This window comes from Amycolatopsis sp. lyj-84, from assembly GCF_046549075.1.
Lineage (GTDB): Bacteria > Actinomycetota > Actinomycetes > Mycobacteriales > Pseudonocardiaceae > Amycolatopsis.
In genome coordinates this window covers 128,134-151,835 of record NZ_JAJPWO010000008.1, presented here as the reverse complement: position 1 = coordinate 151,835, position 23,702 = coordinate 128,134, and the positions used below count along the sequence as shown (strand labels likewise).

The following is a 23,702-nucleotide window of genomic DNA, read 5'->3' as shown; positions in this document are numbered from 1 at the left end:
ACGGGCCTTTCATAGCGTTTACGGGAGGGGCAGGCGCTACTCGCCGATGACCGGCGGCGCGGTGCGCATGTCGGTCCCGAAGACCTCGTCCGGGTCGCCCTCGACGAGGTACGTCGGACGCTGGTGCTCGGTGTCCTCGTCCCCGTCCGCTTGCTGACCGCGGCCACCCATGCCGCCGCCCATACCCGGTCCGCCGCGGCCGCCGGCGCCACCGCCGAGACCGCCCATACCGCGTCCCGCCGCCGCTTCGGCCGCGCCGACACCGCCGGGGCGGGCCGCGCCGGACGCGGAACCCGAACCGGGCGTGGAGCCCGCGCCGCTGCCGGGGCCGAACCCGCTGCCGCCACCGCCACCGCGGCTGTTCCGGCCGTTGTACTCGGAGTCGCCCATCCCGCCGCCCATCATGGGCGCCATCGGCATGGGGCTCATCGGCATCGAGTTCATGTTCGAGTTGGGACCCGGCGTGGTGATCGGCGCCGGACCGCCCTGCAGGCCGGACGGCGTCGTGCCCGAGGGGATGCTGCCGGACCCCGTACTCGATCCGGGGCCCGGGAGGTTGCCGGAGCCCGGCGGGATGACCGAGCCGCCGCCACCACCGCCGCCCCCGCCACCACCGCCGCCGTTGTTACCGGGCGGAATGTAGGTGTTGCCGGGATTGCCGGGGCCGGGCTGGTTCGATCCCGGGGGCACGTCGTAGCGCAGGTGCCTGTCCCCCGGGGTCTCACTGTCCCCGCCGCCCACGCCGAACTTCGGCGGCTCGGCGAACGCCGGCTGCTTCGACGCGGCCTCGTACAGGGACTTGTCGTAGGCGTGCATGGCGGAGGCCGCCTCGGTGTGCGCGTCCTGGCTGTCCTTCTGCTTCTGGATGGACTTGTCGATGTTGTCGCCGAGGTTGAACGGGTTCGACGTCATCCAGCCGCCGACCTCGTCCTTCCAGTTGAAGGGGATCGGCGTGGGCATCACGTTCTTCACGTGGGAAGCCGCGGTGCCCTGGTCGTAGATCGTCTCGGACGCGAGCTTCGCGTTCTGGGAGTTCGTCTCGGACCACTTGCTGAGGCTCTTGAAGTAGCCCTGCGCGTTGCCCGCCGCGTCGCCTTCCCAGGTGCCCTGGGACGCCGTGACGGCCTTGTCCATCGTCGTCGAGAAGGTGTTGAACGCCTTGTGCAGGTCGTGATACGCCGTGGAGACCTCGGTGACCTGCTCGACGTTCAAGTCGCTCTTGACGAACTGTTCGAGCTTCTCGTGGTCGTAACCCTGGTAGTCCGCGTTCGACGGCTCCAGCCCCTCGACGTACTGGACTTCGCCGTTCTTGGTCAGCTGGTCGACGTTCTTGTCGCCGACCTCCTGGGACTGCTGGTGCGCCTTCCCGGAGGCCATGAACTGCTTGACCGCGCCGAACAGCCAGCCGTCACTGGGATCGACGCCCTCCTGGGCCTTCTGCTGGAAGTACGCGTCGCGTGCCGCGGGCGAAAGGTCGGAGACCTGCTTTTCGCTCAGGTTCGGTGTCTTCGTGGTCATCCTGATTCCCCCTTAGCTCTTCGGAAGCTTCGGTTCGACGATGTCGGCGACCTTCTCGGCGATCCCGCAGGCCTTCTCTGCGTCGTCGGCCGCGACCAAGACGTCGACCCGCGCCGACGCACCGAGTTCGAGCGCCATCAAGCACCCCGCCGGGGGCCTGGGCGCGAGAATCGCCTTGCGCCCGTTGACGTTGCCGGTGGTCTTGCCGGTGCCGGCGTCGCTCACCGTGTCGAGACCCTGTCTGTCACGGACGCCGATACCGATCGAGAGGGTTTCCGAGGCTGTCGCCGCCTCCTTGTTCAGCGTGCAGAGCCGGGCTCCGCCCGCGTTTTCGCTCGTCGGCGGCTTGAACGTCCCATAGGACGCCAGGTCCGTCGCGCCGACGAGTGAACACGGTTCGATCGACGCGGTGTCCGCGCCGGAAGTGGGCGCGGGGCTGGACGCGCTCGACGACCCGGGCGGGGCCGACGGCGCGGGACTGGCGCTCCCCGGCTTCTCGCTGGAGCACGCGGCCAGTACCAGGGCGGCCGCGGCGAGCGGCACCACGCAAAGCTTCTTCATAGTCCTCAGGCCTGAACCTTCTTGGTGGCGTCGATCGCCGACTCTTCGACACCCTTGTACAGTCCGGCGGCCCTGGCCAGCGCCTCGTCGGCGTCCTTGACCACCTGCTCGAACTGCCCGATGACCGCGCTCGCGGAGTTGGCCGACTGGGCGGCGCCCTTGTGGTCGTGAGCCGCGACGGCCTTGCCGTACGGGTGGCCACCCAGCTGCGGCGCGTCGTTCAGCGCCATGGTCTTGATCTTCAGCGCGCTGAGTTCCTCCGACATGTTCGCCAGAGCCTCGCGAAGCGGCTTGACACCCTCTTCGCTGATCTTGAAGCCACCGCTCTTGGCGGCCGAGACCAGCTTCTGGGTTTCGGCGCTGACCTTGGCGATCGCCTCCTGGTTCAGGCCGCCCTTGGCCACATAACCGGCTGCCGCTCCCATGGCGGCGCCGATCGAGTAGTCCGGTGCCGCCTGTCCGCCGTCCGCTTCGAAAGCCATCGTCCGCCCCACTGCATCGTCTGCTCGCCCGTGCGTACCGCCCGGCAGTCTACTAGCCGAACACTCAGCGCAACGAGGATCGAGCCTATTCGCCGATCACCGAAGACCGCGCCGGAACTGTGACGAAACGGGCGCCGACCCGGTTCCCGACGGTTCAGAACTGGCCTTCGAGCTGGGCGTACAGCTGCTGCGCGATCCTCGCGTTGTCGGCGGGAGCGTAGGTCAGCCAGCTTTGCCCGTCGGCCGCCTGCCGCGAGGTCATCATGAACCGGCCCGCTTCGGTGTCGAACCAGGCCAGCGGCGGGAACACGCTCCCGCCGCGGATGAACACGCTGAACTGGCCGACGCGCGTCTTCGCCTTCTCGAAGATCCGCTCCACCTGCCGCTGCTGCGGGTTCGACCCGTGCGCACGAGGTCCGCTCACACCGGCGAAAGGGTCGTAAGCGTCGTCGTTGCGGGGGCGCTTCGGCACGCTGACCGGCTTCGCGATGGTGACGGACTGGCCGGGGCCCGCCGGGGTGAGTGGCAGCAGGTCGACGATCGACGCGACGATCGCGGTCGGCCTGGTCTCCTCGAAGACGAGCAGGTTCTCTTCCTGGCGCGCGACGACCGCGAACTGGCCGTTCGTCGTGGCCCGCGCGAACAGCTGCTTGCCCTTGTCCATCTGCGCGACCGCCCAGACGGCGAGCTGCGGGTTGACGAACGTGGCGAGCGTGAGTTCGACGTCGGCGTCGAGCCTGCCGCCGCGCATCAGGCCTCGGCCTTCGAGATCGCGGAAGACGGCCTCGCGCACCATCGCGCGCTGGTCGGTCGTGGTGCCGATGTGCGGGACGTCGAACGGGACCGGCGCCGGGCCGAACCGGCCGTGTTCGAGCAGGATGTCCACCGCCGCCAGCGACAACGAAAACGAATGCGGCATCGCCATTTCCCCCCGCGGGTGTCTTGTTCGTCGGGTTGAACGTAGTCCACGCACCCGGTACGCCCGCAGCGAACCCGCTTGCCCGGCCGTGATCAAGGCTGGTGCCATGGGTTCATGGCAGACCAGAAACCCGCGCTCGTCCTCCACCTCGTCGCCGGCGGGGAGCCGCTCCTCTTCGCGCTCACGGCGGAAGAAACCGAACGGCTGACCAAGGACCTTTCGCATTTCGTCCGCACCGGTTCGGTCCAGACGATCCAGACCAGGGACGACTCCGAGGTGGCGATCAACTTCACCCACGTCGCCGCCGCCTACATCGACGATCTGAATCGCAAGACCCGGGTGTTCGGCCTGCACTAACGGGAGAAGAGGTCCAGCAGTCCCGCTTTGATCTCCGGGCGGCTGGCGGCGACCAGCAGGAAGGTGGCTTCCCGGACGAGCCGCTGGGGGTGTCGTCCGGCGAGTACCGACGTGCTGCCGTTGGCCGCGACGAGCGCGCCCGCGGCCCGGAACGCGAGTTCCGCGCCCGCCGCCCGGGCCGCGGGCAGTGACGGCGGATCGGCGAGACTCGCGTCGAGCCGTTCGCGGACGGTGTCGATCTCGGCCCTGATCCCGGCGGCGACGTCGGTCTTCCCGAGGTCTTCGAGCAGCCGCGCGGCCCGGGCGGCCAGCCCCAGCGGCGCGCAGCCGTTGAGGCGTGAGACGAAGGTGTTGCCCGCGATGAAGTCGGCGTACGGGACCTTGCCGTAGACCCGGTCGTCGGCGAGGAAGTAGCGGCTGAAGCCGAGATGCACGGTGGACGTGCCCTGCGCCGCGACGAGGTCGAGCGGCTGGACCTCCAGCTGCTCCCCCGCCACCGGGTCGATGATCGCGCTGACGATGGTGTCGCCGTCCCGGGCGCAGAGCTGGAGCAGGTCGATGATGCCCCAACCGCTGACGAACGGGGCCTCGCCGTCGAGGAGGTACCCGCCCTCGACACGTTCCGCACGCAGCCTCGGCGGGGTCGGGATCACCGCGGCGAACGAGGCGCCCGCCTTGAGCTCGCCGCTGATCAGCGCCGGGAGGTAGCGCTCGCGCAGGTCCGCGCGGTCGGTGAGGGACAGCCCGGCGACCAGGCCGTGATGCTGGACCCAGGTGAACATCGTGCTGAGGCAGCCGCCCGCCATGGCTTCGAGGATCTGGATCATCACCGGGAGGTCGAGGCCCGGGCCGCCGGTCTCCCTGGGCGCGGCGAGGCCGTAGAAACCTTCGGCCGCGAGAGCGTCGAAGTGACTCATGGGGACTTCGCCCTTGAGGTCGACTTCGGCGGCTGCGGGGAAGAGGAGTTCGTCGGCGAGGGTGCGGGCTCTAGCGGCCAGATCCGTCATGAAGTAAGGCTACCCTAACTCACGCTTCGGGGGTCCCGAACGCAATGAAAGGCCCGTTACTTGCAAAATTTGCAAGTAACGGGCCTTTCATAGCACTTCTTACAGCTCGTACAGGCGCTTCCAGTTGTCCCGCGAGGTCAGCTCGGGCATGGAGCGCTTGTACTGCTCCTGCACCGCCCCGCCTTCCTTGCGAAGCCGCTGGATGACCTTCGCGCCCTTACGGGCCAGGTCGAACATCTTCGCGCGGTCGTACGAGCGGACCCGCACGCCTTCCTGCGAAGCGTCGGTGACGACGGCCGTGTCGAAGGTCGCGACGTGCCACCAGTGGGCCTCGTCGATCGGGATCGCGCCGAGCGAGTGGCGGCTGCGGCCGAGCACCCGGTCGAGGACGCGCTTGATCAGCACCAGGCGCTGCATGCTGGGCCGCGGCGCGCTGTTGATGATGCCGATGTCGTTCGACGCGATGCCCGGGACGTCGGTGGCCTTGTGCCGCTTGGTCTCGGGGTACTCGTCGCGGATCCGGCGGATCTCCTTCATCGCGGCGACGCCGCCGTCACGCAGGACCTCCGGTCCCTCGAGGAAGTCCTCGACGGCCTTGATCAGCGTGGCGGACAGGCCGTACTGCATGCCGAGCAGGTACCGGACCAGCTGCGCGATGAGCACGCGCGAGAGCAGGTTCAGGTTGAACGGCGAGTGCAGGGCGGCGGTGATGATCGAGTTCCGCAGGTTGAAGTAGCGGTGCCACTCGTCCCAGTCCTTCCAGTGGAAGTCGGCGTGCCAGACGCCGGCGCCCGGAAGGGTGACCGTGGGGAAGCCGTGCGCGCGGGCGCGGTAGCTGTACTCCGCGTCGTCCCACTGGAAGAAGAACGGCAGCGGGTAGCCCGTGGCCTTGACGACCTCGTACGGGATCAAGCACGACCACCAGCCGTTGTACCCGGCGTCGAGGCGGCGTTCCTGGCGGTTCGGCTTGAGGGTCTCCTCGTCGACGCCGAGCAGGTCGGCGGTCGAGAGCGAGTGCGTGACCGGCTGGCCGGGCTCCAGCGTGTTCAGCCGGGCGTATTCGGCGCCGACGTGCAGCTGGTTCGGGTGCAGCAGGTTCAGCATCTGCCCGCCGACGATGACCGGGTTGACCGTGCGGTTGGAGAACGCGGTCATCCGGATCACCAGGTCCGGCTCGAGCAGCACGTCGTCGTCCATGAACAGGACGTTCGCGTGCTCGGTCTCGGTGTGCCCGGCGACCTCGTAGAGGCCGCGGGTGAAGCCGCCGGCGCCGCCGAGGTTCGGCTGCTTGATGTAGTGCAGCTTGTCGCCGAGGTCCTTCGCGACCTGCTCGAAGCCGTCGCGCGACTCGACGAGGTCGGTGCCCTGGTCGGCGACGTAGATCGCGTCGAGCGTCTCCAGCGAGGAGACGTCGGCGGCGAGCGCCTGCAGGTTCGACAGGCAGTCGTCGGCGCGGTTCATCGTGCAGATCGTCACCGCGGTCGGGCGGATCTTCTCCGGCGCTTCGACCGTCCAGCGGACGTTCTCGACACGCAGCGACTGGCCGCCCTCGGTCTCGAGGTCGAGCCAGAGCGCGCCACCGTCGTAGAACTTGTCGAGCTTCGCGGTGAGCGTCACCTTCTTCTGCTTCGCGCCCGCGACGATCTCGGCGGCGACAACGCGAGAGTCACCCTCGATGTCGGAAGCACCGACGGACAGCTGCCCGTCACCGGTGACGACGGCCTCGACCGCGACCTCGGTCACGTCGGTCCAGCGCTGCCAGTAGCTCGCGGGAAAGCGCCCGAAATAGGTGTTGCCGGACACCTTCGACGCCGGCTCGATGGCGATGCCCGCGCGTTCGCGCACGGCACTGCCCCATTCGAGCTCGGCGTAGAGGTCCTTGCTGACGATGGGGGCCGGGCCGGCGTAGAGCCCGCGCTGCGCGGTGAGACGGCCCTGCGGGGTGCGTTCCGCGAAGCGGGTGTCGTCGATAGTGCTCACCATGGCGCTCGGGGCCTCTCCGGTGACGGCGGCTTTACCGGGCATGAATCCTCAGTTCTCCTCTGTGCTTGTCAAGACCGGGCTGGTGGCGGTGCTGCGGGGCTCACGGAAAACGACCCACTTGAGCATGACGAAATTGATCACGGTCGCGGTTGCCTGCGAAACGACCCAACCGAAAGTGGCCTTCCAGGCCGACTCCGGCAGGACGTGCAGCATCGTGCGGTTGACGCCGACGGCGACGAGGAATGTCACGGCGTACAGGAGTACGAAGCTACCGATCTGACGTGCGCCTTCCTGGCGTCCACCGGCGAAGGTGAACTTGCGGTTCAGGAAGAAGGCTGTCGTGGTGCCCACGACGAAACTGAACGCGCGGGCGACGTCCACCCACGGCGTCGCGTCCATTCCCAGGGCACGGAGCCCCTGGTAGACGCCGAAATCGACCAGGGCGCAGAAGCCGCCGACGAGCGCGAAGCGGATGAGCTGCCCGAGCAGCCCAGGGGAGGACGGCGCTGCCGCCGTCGAACCGGCTTGCGGGTCGGTCGCCACCACTGCTCTACCTCATAAACTGCTGGGGCTGGTGCCCAAAGTGTAGAAGCGAGCACTTCAGGGTCACGTTCCGGGCAGTGTTCGGCGTGGTTACCCTGGTCGGCGTGACCCAAGCACCCAAGACACAGCGGCAGTCGCTCATGGGCTGGGCAAGGACGTCGCCGAGTATCGCGGACGTCCTGAGCACCCCCGACGTGGAGACCATCGCCCGCGCGGTGACGCAGGCCGGGGAACGCGGGGTCATCGCGCGCGGTCTCGGCCGGTCGTACGGCGACCCCGCGCAGAACGCGGGCGGCCTGGTCATCGACATGACCGCGCTGGACCGCATCCACTCGATCGACCCGGACTCCGGGATCGTGGACCTCGACGCGGGCGTCAGCCTCGACAAGCTGATGCGCGAGGGCCTCCCGTACGGCCTGTGGGTCCCGGTGCTGCCGGGCACGCGCCAGGTGACCATCGGCGGCGCGATCGCGAACGACATCCACGGCAAGAACCACCACTCGGCGGGCAGCTTCGGCAACCACGTCGTTTCGCTGGACCTCGTCACCGCGGACGGCCAGGTGCGCACGCTCACCCCGGAGGGCCCGGACTCGGAGCTCTTCTGGGCGACCGTCGCCGGCATCGGCCTGACCGGGATCATCGTCCGGGCCAAGATCCAGATGACGAAGACGGAGACGGCCTACTTCAAGGCCGACATCCAGCGCACGGCGAACCTCGACGAGACCCTCGCGCTGGTCACCGACGGCTCCGAGGACAACTACACGTACTCGTCCGGCTGGTTCGACTCGATCTCGCGAGGTGCGAAGCTCGGCCGCGCCGCCTTCCAGCGCGGTTCGCTCGCCAAGCTCGACGAACTGCCGCCCAAGCTGCGGGCCGACCCGCTCAGGTTCAACCCGGGCACCCTCGCGACCCTGCCGGACGTGTTCCCGAACGGGCTGGCGAACAAGCTGTCGTTCTCCATGGTCGGCGAGCTGTACTACCGCAAGACCGCGAAGAACGCGCGCGACCAGATCCAGAGCCTGACGGCGTTCTATCACCCGCTGGACCTGTTCGGCGAGTGGAACCGCGCGTACGGCACCAACGGCTTCCTGCAGTACCAGTTCAGCACGCCGCTGAACGCGCACGAACCGCTGCGCCGCATCATCCAGAAGGTCGCGGACTCCGGCCACGTGTCGTTCCTCAACGTGTTCAAGCAGATGGGCGAGGGCAACGCGGCGCCGCTGTCGTTCCCGCACCCCGGCTGGATGGTCTGCCTCGACTTCCCGATCAAGGCCGGGCTGAGCCGGTTCTGCCAGGAACTCGACGAAGACGTGCTCGCCATCGGCGGGCGTCTGTACACGGCGAAGGACTCGCGGACCTCCGCGGAGAACTTCGCGAAGATGTACCCGCGGCTCGAGGAATGGCGCAAGGTCCGCGCTTCCGTTGACCCCGAAGGCGTTTTCGCCTCTGACATGTCCCGAAGGTTGGAACTGTGATCGACGCTGTGGGCAACCCCCAGTCCCTGCTCCTGCTCGGCGGTACCTCCGACATCGCGCTCGCGATCGCGGAGAAGTACCTGGCCGAGCGCCCCCTCCGGGTCGTGCTGGCCGGACGTCAGTCGTCGCGGCTCGACGCGGCGGCCCAGCGCCTCAAGGACAAGGGCGCCGAAGTATCCACTGTGGATTTCGACGCCAAGGACATGGCCTCGCACCCGGCCGTGCTGGACAAGGCCTTCGAGGGCGGCGACATCGACGTCACCGTCGTCGCGTTCGGCCTGCTCGGCGACCAGGAAGAGCTGTGGCAGGACCACGCGAAGGCCGTCGAGGCCGCGACCGTGAACTACTCGGCCGCGGTGTCGGTGGGTGTCGCGCTGTCGAACAAGCTCAAGAAGCAGGGCCACGGCAAGGTCATCGCGCTGTCGTCGGTCGCCGGTGAGCGTGTCCGCCGCTCGAACTTCGTCTACGGCTCCTCCAAGGCCGGTTTCGACGGCTTCTACCTCGGCCTCGGCGAGGCCCTGTCCGAGTTCGGCGTGCAGATCACCGTCGTCCGCTCCGGCCAGGTCCGGACCAAGATGACCGAAGGCCTCAAGGACGCCCCGCTGACGGTGGACGCCGCACAGGTCGCCGAGACCGCGGTCAACGCCTCGCGCGCGGGCAAGGAACTGGTGTGGTCGCCCGCGCCGTTCCGCCTGGTCATGTCCGCCCTGCGGCACATCCCCCGGCCGATCTTCCGGAAACTGCCGATCTAGGGAACGAGCCCGCTGGTCCATTCGTCTCACCCGGGCACGGAGAAGATCCGTCCCCGGGTTGAGAGGAATCGATGGCTGACCAGGAAGCCAAGCTCGACGCGGCCATCCGGTCGTTTCAGGAGCAGGCCGCCAAAGCCGCGGAGCTGAAGGACAAGATCGCCGGGCTGCGCGGATCCGCGCGCAACGCCGACGGCTCGGTGACGGTCACCGTCGCCCCGTCGGGCGCGCTGCTGGGGCTCCAGCTGTCCCCCAAGGCGATGAACCGCACGCACACCGCGTTGCAGCAGGACATCCTGACCGCGATCAGGGAAGCGACGCAGCAGGCCGCGGCCGCGATGCAGCAGACCGTCCAGCCGATCCTCGGCGACCGCGCGGAACAGTTCAAAGAGGCGTTCAACGCCCACGTCGAACCGCTCGGGCCGAGTGCTCCCCCGCCCGCGGAATCCCTCGCCGGACCGGCGTCTCCCGTCCAGCAGCAGCCCGTCCGCACCCAGCGCCCGTCACGACCGGCGCCCAGTGACGACGAGGACTTCGGCGGCCCGATCCTGCGGAGGGACTCATGACCGGCTTCGGCGTCCAGACGGAAGCGCTCACCGCGCACGCGACGGGGTCCAAAGAGGCTTCGGGGAACTTCGGCAGCCTCGCGAGCCTGCTGGAGCAGGCCAGGGTCTCGGACGACTGCTTCGGCCCGCTCGGCGAGCTGATGGCGTTCAAGTACTTCGAGGGTCTGCAGGAGTGCCAGGACCTCGCCGAGCAGGCGAAGTCCTTCATGGACCAGATCGCCGACAAGACCACCACCGCGGCGAAGACCTACATCGACCACAACCAGGGCACCGCCGAGGTCATCACCGGACTCGGTGCCGGGCTGGACGACGGCGGCAGCGGGCCCGGCAGCCTGAGCGATCTCAACAGCGCCGGGGACTCGGGTCGCAAGGGCTACTGGGAGCAGAACGGCGGCTACGGCAGCTCGTGGATCAGCACGTCTTCGGACGTCGCCAGGGCGAGCAGTCCGCCGGACGTCGCGATCGCGGCCGTGCACGCGCGGATGGAACAGCTCCAGCTCGTGATGAGCCCCGGACAGTCCTTTTTGGACAACGGACTCGGCTTCCTGATCGGGATCGTGATCAGCCCGCTGGTCGAACTGGTGCTGGAGCCCGCGATCGGCGACCCCGAGCAGATGCGCAGCACCGCCAAAGGCTGGGAACAGACGGCGAAGTGGCTCGACGGCGTCGCCGAGCACGAGCAGAAGCGCGCCGAAGGCACCCAGGAGGCGTGGAAAGGCCAGGCGGGTGACGCGTTCCGCGGCCAGATGACCGAGTTCTCGGGCGGCGCCAAGGCGTTCGCGAACGACGTCCGAGGGCTGCAACAGATCCTGGAGATCGCCGCCGACCTGTTCGACGCGTTCGTCGAGATCGTCATCGACATCATCCAGGAACTGGTGATGGGCCTGATCATCGAGTGGCTGGCCGCGCTGGCCGCCTCGTGGATCACGGCGGGTGCCTCGGTCGGCGCGGCGGGCGCGGCCACGGCCGGTCAGGTCGCGGTGACCGGCGGACGGCTCGGGATGAAGGTCAAGCAGCTGCTGGGCAAGCTCAAGCCGCTCATCGAGAAGCTCGAAGACATCCTGAAAATGCTCCGCAACGGGCCGCTGAAGAAGGTCGTCGAGCGCGCCGAGGGCCTTCGTGACGGCAACTGGCTGCAGAAGCGGCTCGCCGACCAGATCGACAAGAACCCGCTGGCCAAGATCGTCACCAAGGCCAACCCGGCGACCGGGGCCTCCAAGACCGCGAACAAGTTCGCGGACCGGTTCGGCGTCGGCGGCGAGGGTTCGGACGCACTCACCACGAACCTCACCGAGGCCGGGCTGCGGGCGATGGGCATGAGCGGGACGACCAGCGTCGGCAAGGCCGCCTTCCGCGGCAGCGCGGGTAACCTGACCGAACTGGGCGTCGAGCAGGGCGTCAAGGCGGGCTACCACGAGTCGCAGGATTCGTCGTCCGAAGAAGAGCGCCGCGCGGCGACCGACAGAGGGTTCACGATCGAAGAATGAATCTCGGCTACCCGCTCGGGGCCGCGTCGCAGGCCCTTCCCTCGCTGCACCCGGGCGAACGGTTGCTGTGGGCCGCGTACGGCCGGACGCTGAACTACGACGTACGCGGCCTCGACCCGTGGGGTGTGCCGAAGAAGAGCGTGCTGGGCAAACTCGGCTCGGGCGCGGCGAACTTCGCGGGCGACATGGTCGGTGCGGCGCTGGGCGGGGGCGACGACGTCGGCAAGTCGAATCCGCCGGCACCCCAGGTCATCGTGGTCGGCGAGCAGGGCTCGCTGGCGCACGCGGCGGTGCGGGAGCTGTCCACCAGCGGCTCGCTTTCGCGGCTGTGGGCGCTGACCAGCGCGCGGCTGCTGGTGCTGGAGAAGTTCGTCCCGCCGGAGCCGCCCGAGCCCGCCGAGAAGTCGTTCATGTCGAAGGCGATCGGGTTCGGCAAGGGCGTGGTCAAGACCGGCAAGGAGATCGCCGCGATCATGACCACGAAGACCTACGGCGAGAACGCCGAGGGTGTCCCGATCGCGAGGCACGAAATGGTGCCGCGCGCCGAAATCCCGCGCGACCGGATCGCCGGATTCGCCGTGGCCGAGCACGGCAAGAAACGGCACCCCTGTCTCCGCGCGTCCTTTGTGGACGGATCGGGGATGGATTTCCTGTTCGACTGCGAGGATCCCCGGCAGTTCGCCTGGCTCCACTCGAGGACGGTGAGCTGATGGAACACACGCTTCCGATGGCGGAATCCGTCGACGAGGTCGTCGAACGGGAATTGCACCAGTACTGGCTCGCACCCGGCGAACGCCTGATCATCGGCTGCCCTCCCGCGCACGGATACGTGGGTCTGCTGCTGGACGGCGAGCTCACGCTGCCTTACGCACCCGCACGCGAAACCCCTGCGGTGACGGGGAAACCGCGCTGGCCGCTGCCCGCGCCGGACGTCCTCGAAGCCGACTGGACCGACGACCCGACGATCGCCTACTGGGCCGTCGCGCGGAGCGCGGACCAGACCGCCGTCCGGATCGCGGACCATCTCGCCGGTGGCCACGGCGAGGCGCGGTTGACGCTGTCCGACCGGCGGCTGGCCGTCGTGTACCCGGCGAAGATGCTGGAGGGCGAGGATGCCGCCGCCCAGCCGTTCCGGACCTTCGAGGAGATGCCGTCGGGCGTGGTGCGTTCGGTGTCCGCGCAGTACGTGGGGCGGAGTTTCCCGGCGCGGCCGGTGCTGCGGTTCGTCTTCGCCGACGGGTCCACGGTCCACCAGCGGGACCTGCTCGCCGTCACGAAGGCGACACGAGCCGACTCGCGCCGCTGACCCCCCGCGTTTAAACCTCTAGTTGCGGGACACTGGAGGTCATGGGGAGAAAGCGGCTCGACACGCATCAGGGCAGGCACCTCTTCGGCCAGGATCCCGAGTCCTACGACGCCGGACGCCCCGGCTACCCGGACCGTGTCTACGAAATCCTGACCGGAGACTGCGGCCTCGGCCCCGGCGCGCGGGTCGTCGAGATCGGACCGGCGACCGGCCTGGTCACGGCCCGGCTGCTCGCGCACCAGGCCACGGTCACCGCCGTCGAACCCAGTGCTCCCCTGGCCGACTTCCTCCGTGCCTCGCACCCGACCGAAGCCCTCGAAGTCGTCACCGCCCCCTTCGAGGACGCCGAACTCCCCGACGACGCCTACGACCTCGCGGTGGCGGCCACGTCCTTCCACTGGGTCGAGCCCGACGTCGGCGCCGCGAAGCTGCGTCGGATCGTCAAACCGGGTGGGCACATCGCGCTCTGGTGGATGATGTTCGAGGATCCGGCCCGGCCGCACGAGTTCGACACGGCCGCCGAGGAGATCCTCGGGATGTCACCGGGGACCGTGATGGATCCGGGCGGGCCTCCGTTCCAGCTGGACGTCGACGCGCACCGCGAGTACCTGACGGCGGCGGGATTCACCGGCTTCGAAAGCGAAGTGATCCGCTCCGAGACGCGGATGGACGCCGCCCGGCTGCGCACGTTGTACGCCTCGATGGCGCTCGTGCTCAGTCATCCGCCGGAAGAGCGCGTGCGCCTGCTCGACGCCATCGAGAACCTGGTCCTCGAACGGTTCGACGGTGAGGTCGTCCGCCCGTTCGTGACGGGGTTCTACCGCGCGGGCAACAGGTAGAGCTTCTGGGTGCCCATCCACGGCGAGTGGATGGTCCAGGTCGCCAGCGCGTCCGACGGCGGTGTCTTGCTGGTGGTGGCCAGCACCAGATCCGGGGTCGCGGGCGGGACGCTGTGGTCGAAGAACCGGAAGTTCGCCGCCAGCAGGGCCTTGCCGAGCTCGCCGCTGCGGTTCTTCGTCTCGATGATCGCCGGGTCGACCGAGCCGCGGTCGGAGAACTGGTCGACGATGTCGCAGCCGCAGGCATAGGCGAGCGCGCCGACCTCACCGGCGCTTTCCACCTTGCGCCCCTTGGTCAGTTCGCCCAGCTGCGAACCGATCTCGCGGTACTCGTCGGACGCGGCGTGGTTGCTGGTGATGGGCGCGAACCGGCGCGGCAGTTCGGGAGTCGCGTAGGCGACGGCGCTCACGAAGAGGAACGCGCCGGCGAGGATCCCGGCGCCGAGGCGGGCCCGGCCGGGTATCGCGCAGGCACCGGCGGCGAGGAAGACCGTCGCGCCGATGATGCTCGGCGCGTAATACCAGTGGTACGGCGGGACGTTCAGCCAGCAGTAGGCCAGATAGTGGGCCGCACAGGCGATCGCGAGCGTCGCGAACGGCGCCAAGCGCTTCGCCCGTTCCGAACCGCGCCGGTAGTGAAATGTCCACAGTAGACCGGCGAGTCCGCCGATCACGAGCGGCAGAAAGGAAAGTGTCGCCTCCAGCGGGAAATTGCGCCAGTACAGCAGCGGGCCGTTGGTGAAGCTGAACGGTCCCCACGAGCGCTGCATGATCTTGATGACCAGGGTGTCCGGCACCGCCGAGCCCAGCACCAGCCAGCTGAACAGGAACCACGGCAGCATCACCGCGAGCGCGGCGAACGTCATGCGCCAGATGCCCGTCCAGAATTCGCGGCGGGCGAGGAACAGGACGAACGCGATCAGCAGCAGGTCGATCCGGATCAGCGCGATCAGGCCGATCACCGCACCCGCGGCGGCGGGACGGCGTTCGTGCAGGAACACCATCAGCCAGACGACGGCCGTCGACCCGAGGGCGACTTCGAGGCCGACCGACGACAGCAGCAGCGGGTTCACCAGCAGGAGGCCCAGCGCCAGCGGGGCGAAACCGCCGGGAAGGCCGGTCGCGGCGCCGATGCGGCGCAGGCCGAGGACGAGCGCCACCTGACTCGCGACGAAGACGATCCCGGCGGCGAAGACGGCATCGCGGACGACGAAGGTGACGAACGCCAGCACGAGGACGTTCAGCGGCGACGTCGCGGTGTTGGCGGTGCCGTCTTCGATCAGGCCCCAGTGGCCGTGGAAGGCGAGGTTCTTCGCATACGAAAGCGTGATGTACGTGTCGTCGATCAAATGCCCGCTGACCAGCACGAACACCAGGGCCGAAGCCACCGCCGCCCCGGCGGGCAGCACCCAGGGGCGGGTAAGGACGGCGGCTCCCGGCAGCGCACCGGAAGTCTGGGGAAGTTCAGCGGAGGCGCTTCGCATCACGAACACCGTACACGGTGTCGTGATGATTCCGTTATCTACCCGCCGTGGGGCCCGTCACGCCACCCGCGGTCGCCGGGGCCGTCACGGAAGTCCCGGTGCGCCCCGGGACCACCCGGACCACGGTGTTCGCGGGAAATCCCCGGCCGGTCGTCATGCCTGCCGACGGCGAGGCCGACGGCGGTGCCGATGACCCCACCGCCGAGCAGGAAGCCGATCAGGCCGACCGCGACCAGCTGCGTCGCGCGATGTCCCACGAAACGGCGGAAGCCGCCCTTCGCGGGCGGAGCCTGCTGCGGTGGCACCCAACCGGGCGGCGGCCCGGCGGGGGCGGCGGCAGGGGTTTCGGCAGGGGTCTCGGCCGTGGTTTCGGCAGAGGGTTCGACGGGTTTCTTCGCGGTCTCGTCACCGACCGCGGGCTGCTCGACCGTTTTGTCCTCGTCACCGGACGGCCGCTGCGGGTCGCTCATCTTCGCTCCTCAGTCGATGGGAGCGGGCTTCGTACCCGCTCCCATCACCGAGGATGCGTGCGCAACCTGTGGATGCGCTGTGCCCCAGCTGTCGAATCAGAGATAGAACGACAGGAACAGCGTGACCACCCAGCTCGCGCCGAGCACCTGGAGCACGCGGTCCTTGAGCGCGATCTCCTCCGGCTCGCCCGCGTTGCCGCCGTCGACGTCGACGGCGTAGCGCAGGACGGCGACCACGAACGGGACCATCGAGACGACCGCCCAGACCGAGTCGTGCTCGACCTGGCGGATCTCGAACGCCCACAGGCAGTAGGACATGATCAGGATCGCCGCGGACGTCGCCCAGACGAACCGCAGGTAACTCGCCGAGTACTTCTTGAGCGAAGAGCGGATCTTCGCCCCGGTGCGCTCGAAGAGCATGATCTCGGCGTAGCGCTTGCCCGCCACCATGAACAGCGAGCCGAACGCGGTGACCAGCAGGAACCACTGCGAAAGCGCGATACCCGCGGCCACACCACCGGCGATCGACCGCATCAGGAAGCCCGAGCCGACGATGGCCAGGTCGACCACCGGCTGGTGCTTGAGCCCGAAGCAGTAGCCGAGCTGGACGGCTTCGTAGACCGCCAGCACGACCGCGAGCTGCCAGCTGGCGAAGAACGAGATGCCGAGGCCGGCGGCGAAGAAGAAGCCCGCCGCGACGAAGGCCACCGGCACCGGCACGATCCCGGCCGCGATCGGCCGGTTCCGCTTGGTCGGGTGGGCCTTGTCCGCTTCGACGTCGATCGCGTCGTTGATGAGATAGACCGAGGAGGCCACCAGCGAGAACGCCGCGAAGGCGATCAGCGCGGCGATCAGCAGGCCGGTCCGGTCCGTCGACTTCGAAAAGGCGAAGAACGGTGCGGCGAACACCAGCACGTTCTTCACCCACTGGCGCGGGCGTGCCGTCTTGATGATGCCGCCGACGAGACCGCCGGCGACCTTCTTCGGTGCGGCGGCCTCGGCCACGGGATCTACGTCGTCAGGCTTGGAATCGGCCTTCTCGGTCGTTTCACTCATCGTCGCTTCAGCTTCCTACGTATCAAGCCGCCGACTACGCCCCCAAGGGCCGCTCCGGCCAGAACGTCGGTCGGGTAGTGGACGCCGAGCACGAGCCGGGAGGCCAGCATCGGCGGTACCAGGGCCGGGACCAGGTTACGCCCGGTCAATCCGGAGTAGAGCACCGCCGCCGCCGTAGTCGAGGTCGCGTGCGAGGACGGGAAGCTCAGCTTGCTCGGCGTGGAGACCAGGACCTCGACGCTCGGGTGGTCCGGTCGCGGCCGCCTGACCACGCGTTTCACCGCGATGGACGCGGCGTGCGCGCCGACGACGCCGACCGCGGCGACCAGCCAGTCCTTGCGGCGCTTCTTGTCCACCGCGGCCCCGACGAGGCCCAGCGCGAACCATCCCGCGCTGTGCTCGCCGAAGTGCGAAAGACCCCGTGCCGCCTTCACCGTGACGTCACTCTTGAGGACGCCCTGTGCCTTCGCGAGAACCGCCACCTCGCCGGTGGGTGCGCCCTTCTCAAGCATCGAGGGACCCGTCGAGAGGCGCGCCATCGGTCAGGTGCGGCGCGATCTTGTTCTCGAACGCGGTCAGCGCCGAGCCGATGGCCATGTGCATGTCGAGGTACTTGTAGGTACCGAGACGGCCACCGAACAGCACGTTCTTCTCCCGGGCCTCGGTCTTCGCCAGCTCGCGGTAGGCCTCGAGCTTCTCGCGGTTCTCCGGGGTGTTGATCGGGTAGTACGGCTCGTCGGCCTCACCGGCGAACCGGGAGTACTCGCGGAACACGACCGTCTTGTCGTTCGGGTAGTGCTTGCGCTCCGGGTGGAAGTGCCGGAACTCGATGATCCGGGTGTAGGGCACTTCTTCGTCGTTGTAGTTGACCACCGAGGTGCCCTGGAAGTCACCGGTCTCGACGACCTCGGACTCGAAGTCCACCGTGCGCCAGGTGAACCGGCCGGCGGAGTACTCGAAGTAGCGGTCCAGCGGGCCCGTGTAGACGGTCGGGGTGCCGGCGGGGATGTGCTCGCGGACGTCGAAGTAGTCGACGTTCAGCCGCACCTCGATGTTCTCGTGCTCGGCCATCTTCTCGAGCCACGCGGTGTAGCCGTCGACCGGCAGGCCCTCGTAGGTGTCGTTGAAGTACCGGTTGTCGAAGGTGTAGCGGACCGGGAGCCGGGTGATGATGTCGGCGCCGAGGTTCTTCGGGTCGTTCTCCCACTGCTTGGCCGTGTAGCCGCGGATGAACGCCTCGTACAGCGGGCGGCCGACCAGCGAGATCGCCTTCTCTTCGAGGTTCTGCGCGTTCGCGGTCTCGAACTCCGACGACTGCTTGGCGATCAGCTCACGGGCCTCGTCCGGCGTGTGCGACTTGCCGAAGAACTCGTTGATCAGGCCGAGGTTCATCGGGAAGGAGTAGACCTGGTCCTTGACCTTGGCGAAGACCCGGTGCTGGTAGCCGGTGAACTCGGTGAAACGGTTGACGTACTCCCACACGCGCTTGTTCGAGGTGTGGAACAGGTGCGCACCGTAGCGGTGCACCTCGATCCCGGTCTCGGGCTCGGCCTCGGAGTAGGCGTTACCACCGAGGTGGTGGCGCCGCTCCAGCACGAGGACCTTCTTGCCGAGCTCGGCCGCGGCCCGTTCGGCCACGGTCAGCCCGAAGAAACCGGACCCGACCACGATGAGGTCGTAGCCGGCGAAATCGGCTTCAGTAATCTTGTCGGGGTTCGTGTGCGCGCTCACGGGCGTCGAGGGTACGCAGGTCGCCTCGGTGCTCTGCATCCGAGCACCGGTTTCCACCTTCGACAGACACATTTTAGGAAGCAGTGCCTACTCCGGACACCTTCTGGTCCTACTTCGGTGCGACCCTCACTTACCTGGCCGTACTGGCGATCCCCGGCGGTCTCGTCGGCCGGGCCGCCGGTCTGCGCGGCTGGGCCCTGGCGGGGCTGGCCCCGCTGTTGTCCTACACGGTAACCGGCCTGGCCGGTCCGTGGCTGGCACTCGCGGGCGTGTCGTACAACCCCCTGACCGTGGCAGGCGTCACTGCCGTGCTCGCCGGGATCGGCTTCGGTCTCAGAAAGCTGGGTCAGAGCCGCGGCTGGATCACCCCGGGCGCCGAGGAACCGCCGACGAAGTGGCACCCGCGGGCGCACTACGCCGTCGCGGCCTGCGTGGCGCTGGCCGTGGGGATCTCGATCCTCGTCGTGCTTTCGGCCCGCGGCGGGACGACGGCGGTGTTCCAGCGCTGGGACACCGTGTTCCACGCGAACGGCATCCGCTACATCGCCGAGACCGGCGACGGCTCGCTGACCGGCATGGGCACCATCAACTGGTACCCGGACGGCTCGTTCTACCCGAACGCGTATCACCTGGTCGGCTCGCTCGTGTACTCGATCTCGGGCACGACGATCCCGGTCACGCTGAACGCCATCACCATGCCGGTCGCCGGGATCTTCGCGCTGTCGATGGTCGCCCTGATCCGCCAGCTCGGCGGGCGGGCGGTGTTCGCGGGCTGCACGGCCCTGGTGGCCGCCGCGGCCACGACCGGCGCGTACGAGTCGGTGTCCAGCGGGCTGCTGCCGTTCGCGCTGGGGATCGTCCTGACGCCGCTGGCGGTCGTCGCGCTGGCCCGGTTCCTCGCGCGACCCGGCCTCGACACCGGCTTCGTGCTCGCGCTGACCGCTGTCGGCCTGCTCGCGGCGCACTCGTCGGCACTGTTCGGCGCGCTGCTGTTCGCCTTCCCGCTGGTGGTGCAGCGCTGGTACCGCGCGCTGCGGCACAAACCGCTCGACGGTGTGCCCGAGGGCCGTGCGGGCTGGCGGATCATCGGCGGCGACGTCGTCAAGATGGTGCCGGTGATGGTGGGGAGCGCGCTGCTCGCGGCGCCGCACATCCTCGGCGCCCTGAAATTCACTTCGGGTTCATATCCGTACTACGCCTGGGGCTCGGAACTGCCGGTGGTGAAGTCGCTGGGGCTGCTGGTGACCTTCCGGCAGGTGCTGAGCGCGCCGCAGGTGTGGCTGACGGTGCTGCTGGTCATCGGCGTCCTGAGCCTGTTCCGGCTCGGCCGGATGCGCTGGATCGGGCTCGCCGCGCTGGGCTTCTCCGCGCTGTTCGTCCTGGTCGCGTCGTTCGGCGCCGAACCGTGGGTGATCTCGCTGTCGCGGCCGTGGTGGAACGACCGGTACCGGCTGATGGCGCTCGCCGCGATCCCGCTCTGCCTGCTGGCCGGGCACGGGATGGCGGAGCTGCAACGCTGGTTCGCGAAGTGGGCGAGCGGCCGGTCCTGGGTGAAGAGCCGCCCCGCGCTGCCCGCCCGGCTCGGACTGGCGACCGCGGTGTTCATCGTGGCCGCGTCGGCCGTGCTGACCAAGGGCTTCTACACCGAGTCGAACGCGCACGCGGTGTCGTTCCTGTACTACAACGGGCCCGAGGGCGAGGTCACGCCGCCGGTCAGCGCCGACGAACTGGCCGCGATGGACGCGCTCACCAAGATGAACGTCGGACCCGACGAGAAGGTGCTCAACGAGCGCTTCGACGGGACGGCCTGGCTGTACGCGATCACCGGCATCCACCCGGTCGCCGGGCACTACGACCCGGGTGTGCCGCCGCCGGACGCGAAGTACCTGGCGCTGCACTTCCGGGATTACGACACCGACCCCGAGGTGCAGGCGGCGGTGAAGCGGCTGAACATCAAGCACGTGCTGATCGGGAGCACGCCGATCAAGATCGGTGAGCCGCCGGCGCCGGGGCTGCGGGATCTGGACGGGCTGAACTTCCTGCGCAAGGACTTCGGCAACGCCGGCGCGTCGATCTACACCCTGACCCGCTGACACCCCGCTCCCCGCGCTCCGCTCCCTGCCCTCCGCCCTCCGCTCCCCGCGCTCCGCGCTGACGCCACCCAGGCTCACGCGCCCGACGCTCCACACACGCAATGAAAGGCCCGTTACTTGCAAAATTTGCAAGTAACGGGCCTTTCATAGCGTTCGGGAGGCTCAACGCGAGACAGGACCGGAGGAGACGGGACCCAACGGTCTCCCCAAGGGCGCCCCGCGCCCGACGGAGACTTCACCGTCGCGCGCCCTCTTTCGGCCGAAGGCCACGGAAACATTTTGCGGGGCGCCTACCCCGAAAACGCGAGCCTCACGACAATCTGCGCCCCGCGAAATTTTTCCGTCAGCGCGCGACAGACAAAACTCGCGTGGTCGCGGACTGCCCCCGCCGCGACCACGCGAGCCTTAGTCCCCCATTCACCCCCGGGGTGACCCATGAGGGGTAGCCGCCCGGCGGCCACACCCACTCGCTGTACTCATCCCTCAGACGGCCGTTGGGCGGAACCGGTTTACCCGGCCCGCCAACGTCACCCGATCGGCCTAAGCGCTCCGGCCTTGGAGTACCGGGAGTACGTCGCTGACGACCTCCTCGAGTGTCGACTCGCGGCCGACGTAGTAGTCGCTGGACCGCGGCCAGTGCGTGACGATGTCGGTGAAGCCGAGTTCCCTGGCCCGCCCGGCCGCGTCGGTGAACGCGCCGACGCTGGAGAGGGAGAAGACCGGCGCCGAGTCGAGGCTCAGGAACCGCTGCACGCTCGCCTTGTCCCGGCCGACGGCCTCGAGGCGCTCGTCGAAGGTCTTCACGAGTCCCGCGACGCCCTTCCACCATTCGTCCTGGGTCTCGGACTTGACGCCGGTGGTGGCCCAGCCCGCGCCGAACCGTGCGGCGAGCGTCATCGTGCGGGGGCCGTTCGCGGCCACCAGGAACGGCAGCCTCGGCCGCTGCACGCACCCGGGCAGGTTCCGCGCGCCCTTGGCCCGGTAGTACTCGCCCTCGAAGTCGAAGCCGTCGGTCATCAGCAGGCCGTCGAGCGCTTCGACGAACTCGGTGAAGCGGTCCGTGCGTTCCTTGACCGACAGTTCCGGACCGTCGAGGACGGCGGCGTCGTAGTTGGTGTGCGGGACGCCGGCGCCCACACCGAGGATGAAACGGCCGTCGGAGATGTCGTCGAGGGTGGTCAGCTCGCGGGTGAACGGCACGGGGTGCCGCGCGACCGGCGACGCCACGAAGGTGCCCAGTCTGATCTTCGACGTCACCGTCGCGGCCGCCGTCAACGTTGGCATCGCACTGAACCACGGGCCGTCGACGAGAGTCCGCCAGCCGAGGTGGTCGTACGTCCAAGCGTGGTCGAAGCCGTATTCCTCGGCGGCCCGCCATTTCGGCTCGGCCGCCCACCAACGATCTTCCGGAAGGATCACGATGCCTACGCGCACAGTCGCCGAACCTAGCGGTGTCCGTCGGCCCGTCGCCCGATGGGCGGATGTTCGGGGACAATGTGACGGTGGAGAAACCCCTTCTGATCGCGTCCGATGTCGACGGCACCCTGCTCGGCCCGATGGAGGCCCTGACCGAACGCACGATCGACACCGTCCGGCGCGTCACCGAAGCCGGAGTCCCTTTCGTGCTGGTCAGCGGGCGGCCGCCGCGCTGGATCGCGCCGATCGCGAACCCGCTGAACCTGACCGGCTACGCGGTCTGCGCGAACGGCGCGGTGCTGTACGAGGTCGGGACGGACCGGATCGTCGCCGTCCACGGCATGCTCGAACCCACGCTGCTGCACGACGCGGTGAGTGCTCTTGATCACGCTCTTCCCGGCTGCCGGTACGCCGCGGAGCGGATCGGCGAGTCCGCGCTCGACCCGGAAATGCGCAATTTCGTGATCGAACCGGACTACCACAACCCGTGGGGCGACAACGAGGGCACGCAGGCGCCGAGGGCCGAGGTGCTCGGGCATCCGGCGATCAAGCTGATGATCAGCAAGCGCGGGATGACCTCCGAGGAGATGGCGCTGGCTGCCCGCGAAGTGCTCGACGGCGCTGTCGACATCACCTACTCGACGAACTCCGGCCTGATCGAGGTCTCCGCGCGCGGCATCACGAAGGCGACCGGGCTGGCCGAGGTCTCCGAGCGGCTGGGCGTTCCGGCCGAGCGGGTGATCGCGTTCGGGGACATGCCCAACGACGTCGAGATGCTCGGCTGGGCCGGGCACGGGGTGGCGATGGCCAACGGACACCGCCTCGTCCTGGACGTCGCCGACGAGGTGACCGCCCCGAACTCCGAGGACGGCGTCGCCCAGGTGCTCGAGCGCTGGTTTTAGCGGCCTTCGCGGTCGAGCTTGGCGGCCTCTTCCGGGGTCGGCGCGGTGCCGCCGAGGTGCGCGGGAAGCCACCAGCGCTCGTCGTCGGCACCCGGCTTCTCCGGGTAGCCCGCCTGGACGCGGTCCACGAGCGCCGACATCCGCACGCGAAGGTCCTTCGAGAGGACTTCGGCGTCTTCTTCGGCCTTCGGGTGCATCGGCTCGCCGACGAGGATCGAGATCGGGACGTGGCGTTTGGTGAGGTCCTTCGGGTGGCCCTTGGTCCACAGCCGCTGCGTTCCCCACAGCGCCATCGGCACGACCGGGACACCGGCTTCGGCGGCCATCCGGACGGCGCCGGACTTGATGTCCTTCACGGTGAACGACCGGCTGATCGTGGCTTCGGGGAACACCCCGACGACCTCTCCGGCCTTCAGGCGCTCGACGGCTTCGCGGTACGACGCGAGACCCGCGCCGCGGTCGACGGAGATGTGGTGCATGCCGCGCATCAGCGGTCCGGCGATCCGGTTGCTGAAGATCTCCTTCTTCGCCATGAACCTGACCAGGCGTTTCGCCGGCTGCGCGCCGAGCCCGCAGAAGATGAAGTCGAGGTAGCTCACGTGGTTGCAGGCGATGACGGCACCGCCGGTGGCCGGGATGTGCTCGGTCCCCTCCACCCGGATGCGGTTGTCCAGCACCCGGAACATCAGCTTCGCCGCCATGATGACGGGCGGGTAAACGAGATCGGCCATTCGCCCAGGTTACGCTACCGTAGGGTA

At 68.7% G+C, this 23,702-nt stretch carries 24 protein-coding genes; 10 read left to right on the top strand and 14 right to left on the bottom strand.

The window, feature by feature from the left end; genetic code table 11:
- Positions 1-36 precede the first annotated feature (36 nt).
- The 4 genes from ACLJRM_RS24530 to ACLJRM_RS24515 form a co-directional block, all read right to left on the bottom strand.
- The gene (locus ACLJRM_RS24530) at positions 37-1,518 is read right to left on the bottom strand and encodes a hypothetical protein (RefSeq protein ID WP_410664391.1); all 1,482 of its coding nucleotides are present in this window, start codon (positions 1,516-1,518) and stop codon (positions 37-39) included.
- Positions 1,519-1,530: 12 nt separating this feature from the next.
- The gene (locus ACLJRM_RS24525) at positions 1,531-2,079 is read right to left on the bottom strand and encodes a DUF3558 family protein (RefSeq protein ID WP_410664390.1); all 549 of its coding nucleotides are present in this window, start codon (positions 2,077-2,079) and stop codon (positions 1,531-1,533) included.
- 5 nt (positions 2,080-2,084) lie between these two features.
- Complete coding sequence (locus ACLJRM_RS24520; protein ID WP_233223064.1) at positions 2,085-2,561, bottom strand: hypothetical protein; 477 nt, start codon at positions 2,559-2,561, stop codon at positions 2,085-2,087.
- Between the two features lie 154 nt (positions 2,562-2,715).
- Positions 2,716-3,480, bottom strand: coding sequence for an ESX secretion-associated protein EspG (locus tag ACLJRM_RS24515; protein WP_410664389.1), 765 nt, complete (start codon positions 3,478-3,480; stop codon positions 2,716-2,718).
- A gap of 114 nt (positions 3,481-3,594) precedes the next feature.
- Here ACLJRM_RS24515 and ACLJRM_RS24510 point away from each other — a divergent pair, with 114 nt between their 5' ends.
- Complete coding sequence (locus tag ACLJRM_RS24510) at positions 3,595-3,837, top strand: hypothetical protein (RefSeq protein ID WP_101611802.1); 243 nt, start codon at positions 3,595-3,597, stop codon at positions 3,835-3,837.
- On the opposite strand, the gene ACLJRM_RS24505 is transcribed toward ACLJRM_RS24510, so the two are convergent.
- The 3 genes from ACLJRM_RS24505 to ACLJRM_RS24495 form a co-directional block, all read right to left on the bottom strand.
- Positions 3,834-4,844, bottom strand: a complete 1,011-nt coding sequence (locus tag ACLJRM_RS24505) for an acyl-CoA dehydrogenase family protein (RefSeq protein ID WP_410664388.1) — start codon at positions 4,842-4,844, stop codon at positions 3,834-3,836. The genes ACLJRM_RS24510 and ACLJRM_RS24505 overlap by 4 nt on opposite strands.
- A gap of 99 nt (positions 4,845-4,943) precedes the next feature.
- Positions 4,944-6,869 carry a glycosyltransferase gene (locus tag ACLJRM_RS24500; protein ID WP_101611800.1) on the bottom strand — a complete coding sequence of 642 codons (1,926 nt, stop codon included), beginning with the start codon at positions 6,867-6,869 and terminating at the stop codon, positions 4,944-4,946.
- 6 nt (positions 6,870-6,875) lie between these two features.
- The gene (locus tag ACLJRM_RS24495; protein ID WP_410664387.1) at positions 6,876-7,373 is read right to left on the bottom strand and encodes a GtrA family protein; all 498 of its coding nucleotides are present in this window, start codon (positions 7,371-7,373) and stop codon (positions 6,876-6,878) included.
- Between the two features lie 101 nt (positions 7,374-7,474).
- Here ACLJRM_RS24495 and ACLJRM_RS24490 point away from each other — a divergent pair, with 101 nt between their 5' ends.
- The 7 genes from ACLJRM_RS24490 to ACLJRM_RS24460 all read left to right on the top strand — a co-directional run bounded on the left by ACLJRM_RS24490 (position 7,475) and on the right by ACLJRM_RS24460 (position 13,792).
- Positions 7,475-8,845: an FAD-binding protein gene (locus tag ACLJRM_RS24490; RefSeq protein WP_101613656.1), complete on the top strand. Its 1,371-nt coding sequence runs from the start codon at positions 7,475-7,477 to the stop codon at positions 8,843-8,845.
- Positions 8,842-9,597: a decaprenylphospho-beta-D-erythro-pentofuranosid-2-ulose 2-reductase gene (locus tag ACLJRM_RS24485; RefSeq protein ID WP_101611798.1), complete on the top strand. Its 756-nt coding sequence runs from the start codon at positions 8,842-8,844 to the stop codon at positions 9,595-9,597. Before ACLJRM_RS24490 ends, ACLJRM_RS24485 begins: the two co-directional genes overlap by 4 nt.
- Before the next feature lie 71 nt (positions 9,598-9,668).
- On the top strand, positions 9,669-10,160 hold the full coding sequence (locus ACLJRM_RS24480) for a YbaB/EbfC family nucleoid-associated protein (RefSeq protein WP_410601761.1): 492 nt from the start codon (positions 9,669-9,671) through the stop codon (positions 10,158-10,160).
- Positions 10,157-11,647, top strand: a complete 1,491-nt coding sequence (locus tag ACLJRM_RS24475) for a WXG100 family type VII secretion target (RefSeq protein ID WP_101611796.1) — start codon at positions 10,157-10,159, stop codon at positions 11,645-11,647. The genes ACLJRM_RS24480 and ACLJRM_RS24475 overlap by 4 nt, the downstream gene beginning before the upstream one ends.
- Positions 11,644-12,357 carry a hypothetical protein gene (locus ACLJRM_RS24470; RefSeq protein WP_410664386.1) on the top strand — a complete coding sequence of 238 codons (714 nt, stop codon included), beginning with the start codon at positions 11,644-11,646 and terminating at the stop codon, positions 12,355-12,357. The genes ACLJRM_RS24475 and ACLJRM_RS24470 overlap by 4 nt, the downstream gene beginning before the upstream one ends.
- Positions 12,357-12,953, top strand: a complete 597-nt coding sequence (locus tag ACLJRM_RS24465) for a hypothetical protein (protein WP_410664385.1) — start codon at positions 12,357-12,359, stop codon at positions 12,951-12,953. Before ACLJRM_RS24470 ends, ACLJRM_RS24465 begins: the two co-directional genes overlap by 1 nt.
- A gap of 41 nt (positions 12,954-12,994) precedes the next feature.
- Positions 12,995-13,792, top strand: a complete 798-nt coding sequence (locus ACLJRM_RS24460; RefSeq protein WP_410601758.1) for a class I SAM-dependent methyltransferase — start codon at positions 12,995-12,997, stop codon at positions 13,790-13,792.
- Here the strand turns inward: ACLJRM_RS24460 and ACLJRM_RS24455 are convergent.
- From ACLJRM_RS24455 to glf, 5 genes are all read right to left on the bottom strand, one after another.
- Positions 13,771-15,276 (bottom strand): hypothetical protein, encoded by a 1,506-nt coding sequence (locus ACLJRM_RS24455; RefSeq protein ID WP_410664384.1) that lies wholly within the window; start codon positions 15,274-15,276, stop codon positions 13,771-13,773. The genes ACLJRM_RS24460 and ACLJRM_RS24455 overlap by 22 nt on opposite strands.
- Before the next feature lie 38 nt (positions 15,277-15,314).
- Positions 15,315-15,746, bottom strand: a complete 432-nt coding sequence (locus tag ACLJRM_RS24450) for a hypothetical protein (RefSeq protein ID WP_410664383.1) — start codon at positions 15,744-15,746, stop codon at positions 15,315-15,317.
- Positions 15,747-15,842: 96 nt separating this feature from the next.
- Positions 15,843-16,802 (bottom strand): decaprenyl-phosphate phosphoribosyltransferase, encoded by a 960-nt coding sequence (locus tag ACLJRM_RS24445; RefSeq protein ID WP_410601755.1) that lies wholly within the window; start codon positions 16,800-16,802, stop codon positions 15,843-15,845.
- Positions 16,799-17,314, bottom strand: a complete 516-nt coding sequence (locus ACLJRM_RS24440; protein WP_026467226.1) for a phosphatase PAP2 family protein — start codon at positions 17,312-17,314, stop codon at positions 16,799-16,801. The genes ACLJRM_RS24445 and ACLJRM_RS24440 overlap by 4 nt, the downstream gene beginning before the upstream one ends.
- On the bottom strand, positions 17,307-18,533 hold the full coding sequence (gene glf, locus ACLJRM_RS24435) for a UDP-galactopyranose mutase (RefSeq protein WP_410601754.1): 1,227 nt from the start codon (positions 18,531-18,533) through the stop codon (positions 17,307-17,309). The genes ACLJRM_RS24440 and glf overlap by 8 nt, the downstream gene beginning before the upstream one ends.
- A gap of 83 nt (positions 18,534-18,616) precedes the next feature.
- Here glf and ACLJRM_RS24430 point away from each other — a divergent pair, with 83 nt between their 5' ends.
- A complete protein-coding gene (locus ACLJRM_RS24430) occupies positions 18,617-20,626 on the top strand; it encodes a DUF6541 family protein (RefSeq protein WP_101611789.1) in 2,010 nt (669 codons plus the stop codon).
- Between the two features lie 540 nt (positions 20,627-21,166).
- Here the strand turns inward: ACLJRM_RS24430 and ACLJRM_RS24425 are convergent.
- Positions 21,167-22,060, bottom strand: a complete 894-nt coding sequence (locus ACLJRM_RS24425; protein WP_410601751.1) for an LLM class flavin-dependent oxidoreductase — start codon at positions 22,058-22,060, stop codon at positions 21,167-21,169.
- An 83-nt stretch (positions 22,061-22,143) separates the two neighbouring features.
- Here ACLJRM_RS24425 and ACLJRM_RS24420 point away from each other — a divergent pair, with 83 nt between their 5' ends.
- A complete protein-coding gene (locus ACLJRM_RS24420) occupies positions 22,144-22,944 on the top strand; it encodes an HAD family hydrolase (protein ID WP_410601924.1) in 801 nt (266 codons plus the stop codon).
- Here ACLJRM_RS24420 and ACLJRM_RS24415 read toward each other — a convergent pair.
- Positions 22,941-23,675: a lysophospholipid acyltransferase family protein gene (locus ACLJRM_RS24415; protein WP_101611787.1), complete on the bottom strand. Its 735-nt coding sequence runs from the start codon at positions 23,673-23,675 to the stop codon at positions 22,941-22,943. The genes ACLJRM_RS24420 and ACLJRM_RS24415 overlap by 4 nt on opposite strands.
- Between the last annotated feature and the right edge of the window lie 27 nt (positions 23,676-23,702).

What these genes read in the sequence shown, in the direction of transcription:
- ACLJRM_RS24480 (WP_410601761.1), top strand. Translation starts at nt 9,669, where the DNA reads ATGGCTGACCAGGAAGCCAAGCTCGACGCGGCCATCCGGTCGTTTCAG.
- ACLJRM_RS24465 (WP_410664385.1), top strand. Translation starts at nt 12,357, where the DNA reads ATGGAACACACGCTTCCGATGGCGGAATCCGTCGACGAGGTCGTCGAA.
- ACLJRM_RS24450 (WP_410664383.1), bottom strand. Translation starts at nt 15,746, where the DNA reads ATGAGCGACCCGCAGCGGCCGTCCGGTGACGAGGACAAAACGGTCGAG.
- ACLJRM_RS24460 (WP_410601758.1), top strand. Translation starts at nt 12,995, where the DNA reads ATGGGGAGAAAGCGGCTCGACACGCATCAGGGCAGGCACCTCTTCGGC.
- ACLJRM_RS24500 (WP_101611800.1), bottom strand. Translation starts at nt 6,869, where the DNA reads ATGCCCGGTAAAGCCGCCGTCACCGGAGAGGCCCCGAGCGCCATGGTG.
- ACLJRM_RS24445 (WP_410601755.1), bottom strand. Translation starts at nt 16,802, where the DNA reads ATGAGTGAAACGACCGAGAAGGCCGATTCCAAGCCTGACGACGTAGAT.
- ACLJRM_RS24505 (WP_410664388.1), bottom strand. Translation starts at nt 4,844, where the DNA reads ATGACGGATCTGGCCGCTAGAGCCCGCACCCTCGCCGACGAACTCCTC.
- ACLJRM_RS24530 (WP_410664391.1), bottom strand. Translation starts at nt 1,518, where the DNA reads ATGACCACGAAGACACCGAACCTGAGCGAAAAGCAGGTCTCCGACCTT.
- ACLJRM_RS24440 (WP_026467226.1), bottom strand. Translation starts at nt 17,314, where the DNA reads ATGCTTGAGAAGGGCGCACCCACCGGCGAGGTGGCGGTTCTCGCGAAG.
- ACLJRM_RS24510 (WP_101611802.1), top strand. Translation starts at nt 3,595, where the DNA reads ATGGCAGACCAGAAACCCGCGCTCGTCCTCCACCTCGTCGCCGGCGGG.
- ACLJRM_RS24515 (WP_410664389.1), bottom strand. Translation starts at nt 3,480, where the DNA reads ATGCCGCATTCGTTTTCGTTGTCGCTGGCGGCGGTGGACATCCTGCTC.
- ACLJRM_RS24525 (WP_410664390.1), bottom strand. Translation starts at nt 2,079, where the DNA reads ATGAAGAAGCTTTGCGTGGTGCCGCTCGCCGCGGCCGCCCTGGTACTG.
- ACLJRM_RS24475 (WP_101611796.1), top strand. Translation starts at nt 10,157, where the DNA reads ATGACCGGCTTCGGCGTCCAGACGGAAGCGCTCACCGCGCACGCGACG.
- ACLJRM_RS24455 (WP_410664384.1), bottom strand. Translation starts at nt 15,276, where the DNA reads ATGCGAAGCGCCTCCGCTGAACTTCCCCAGACTTCCGGTGCGCTGCCG.
- ACLJRM_RS24520 (WP_233223064.1), bottom strand. Translation starts at nt 2,561, where the DNA reads ATGGCTTTCGAAGCGGACGGCGGACAGGCGGCACCGGACTACTCGATC.
- ACLJRM_RS24470 (WP_410664386.1), top strand. Translation starts at nt 11,644, where the DNA reads ATGAATCTCGGCTACCCGCTCGGGGCCGCGTCGCAGGCCCTTCCCTCG.
- ACLJRM_RS24415 (WP_101611787.1), bottom strand. Translation starts at nt 23,675, where the DNA reads ATGGCCGATCTCGTTTACCCGCCCGTCATCATGGCGGCGAAGCTGATG.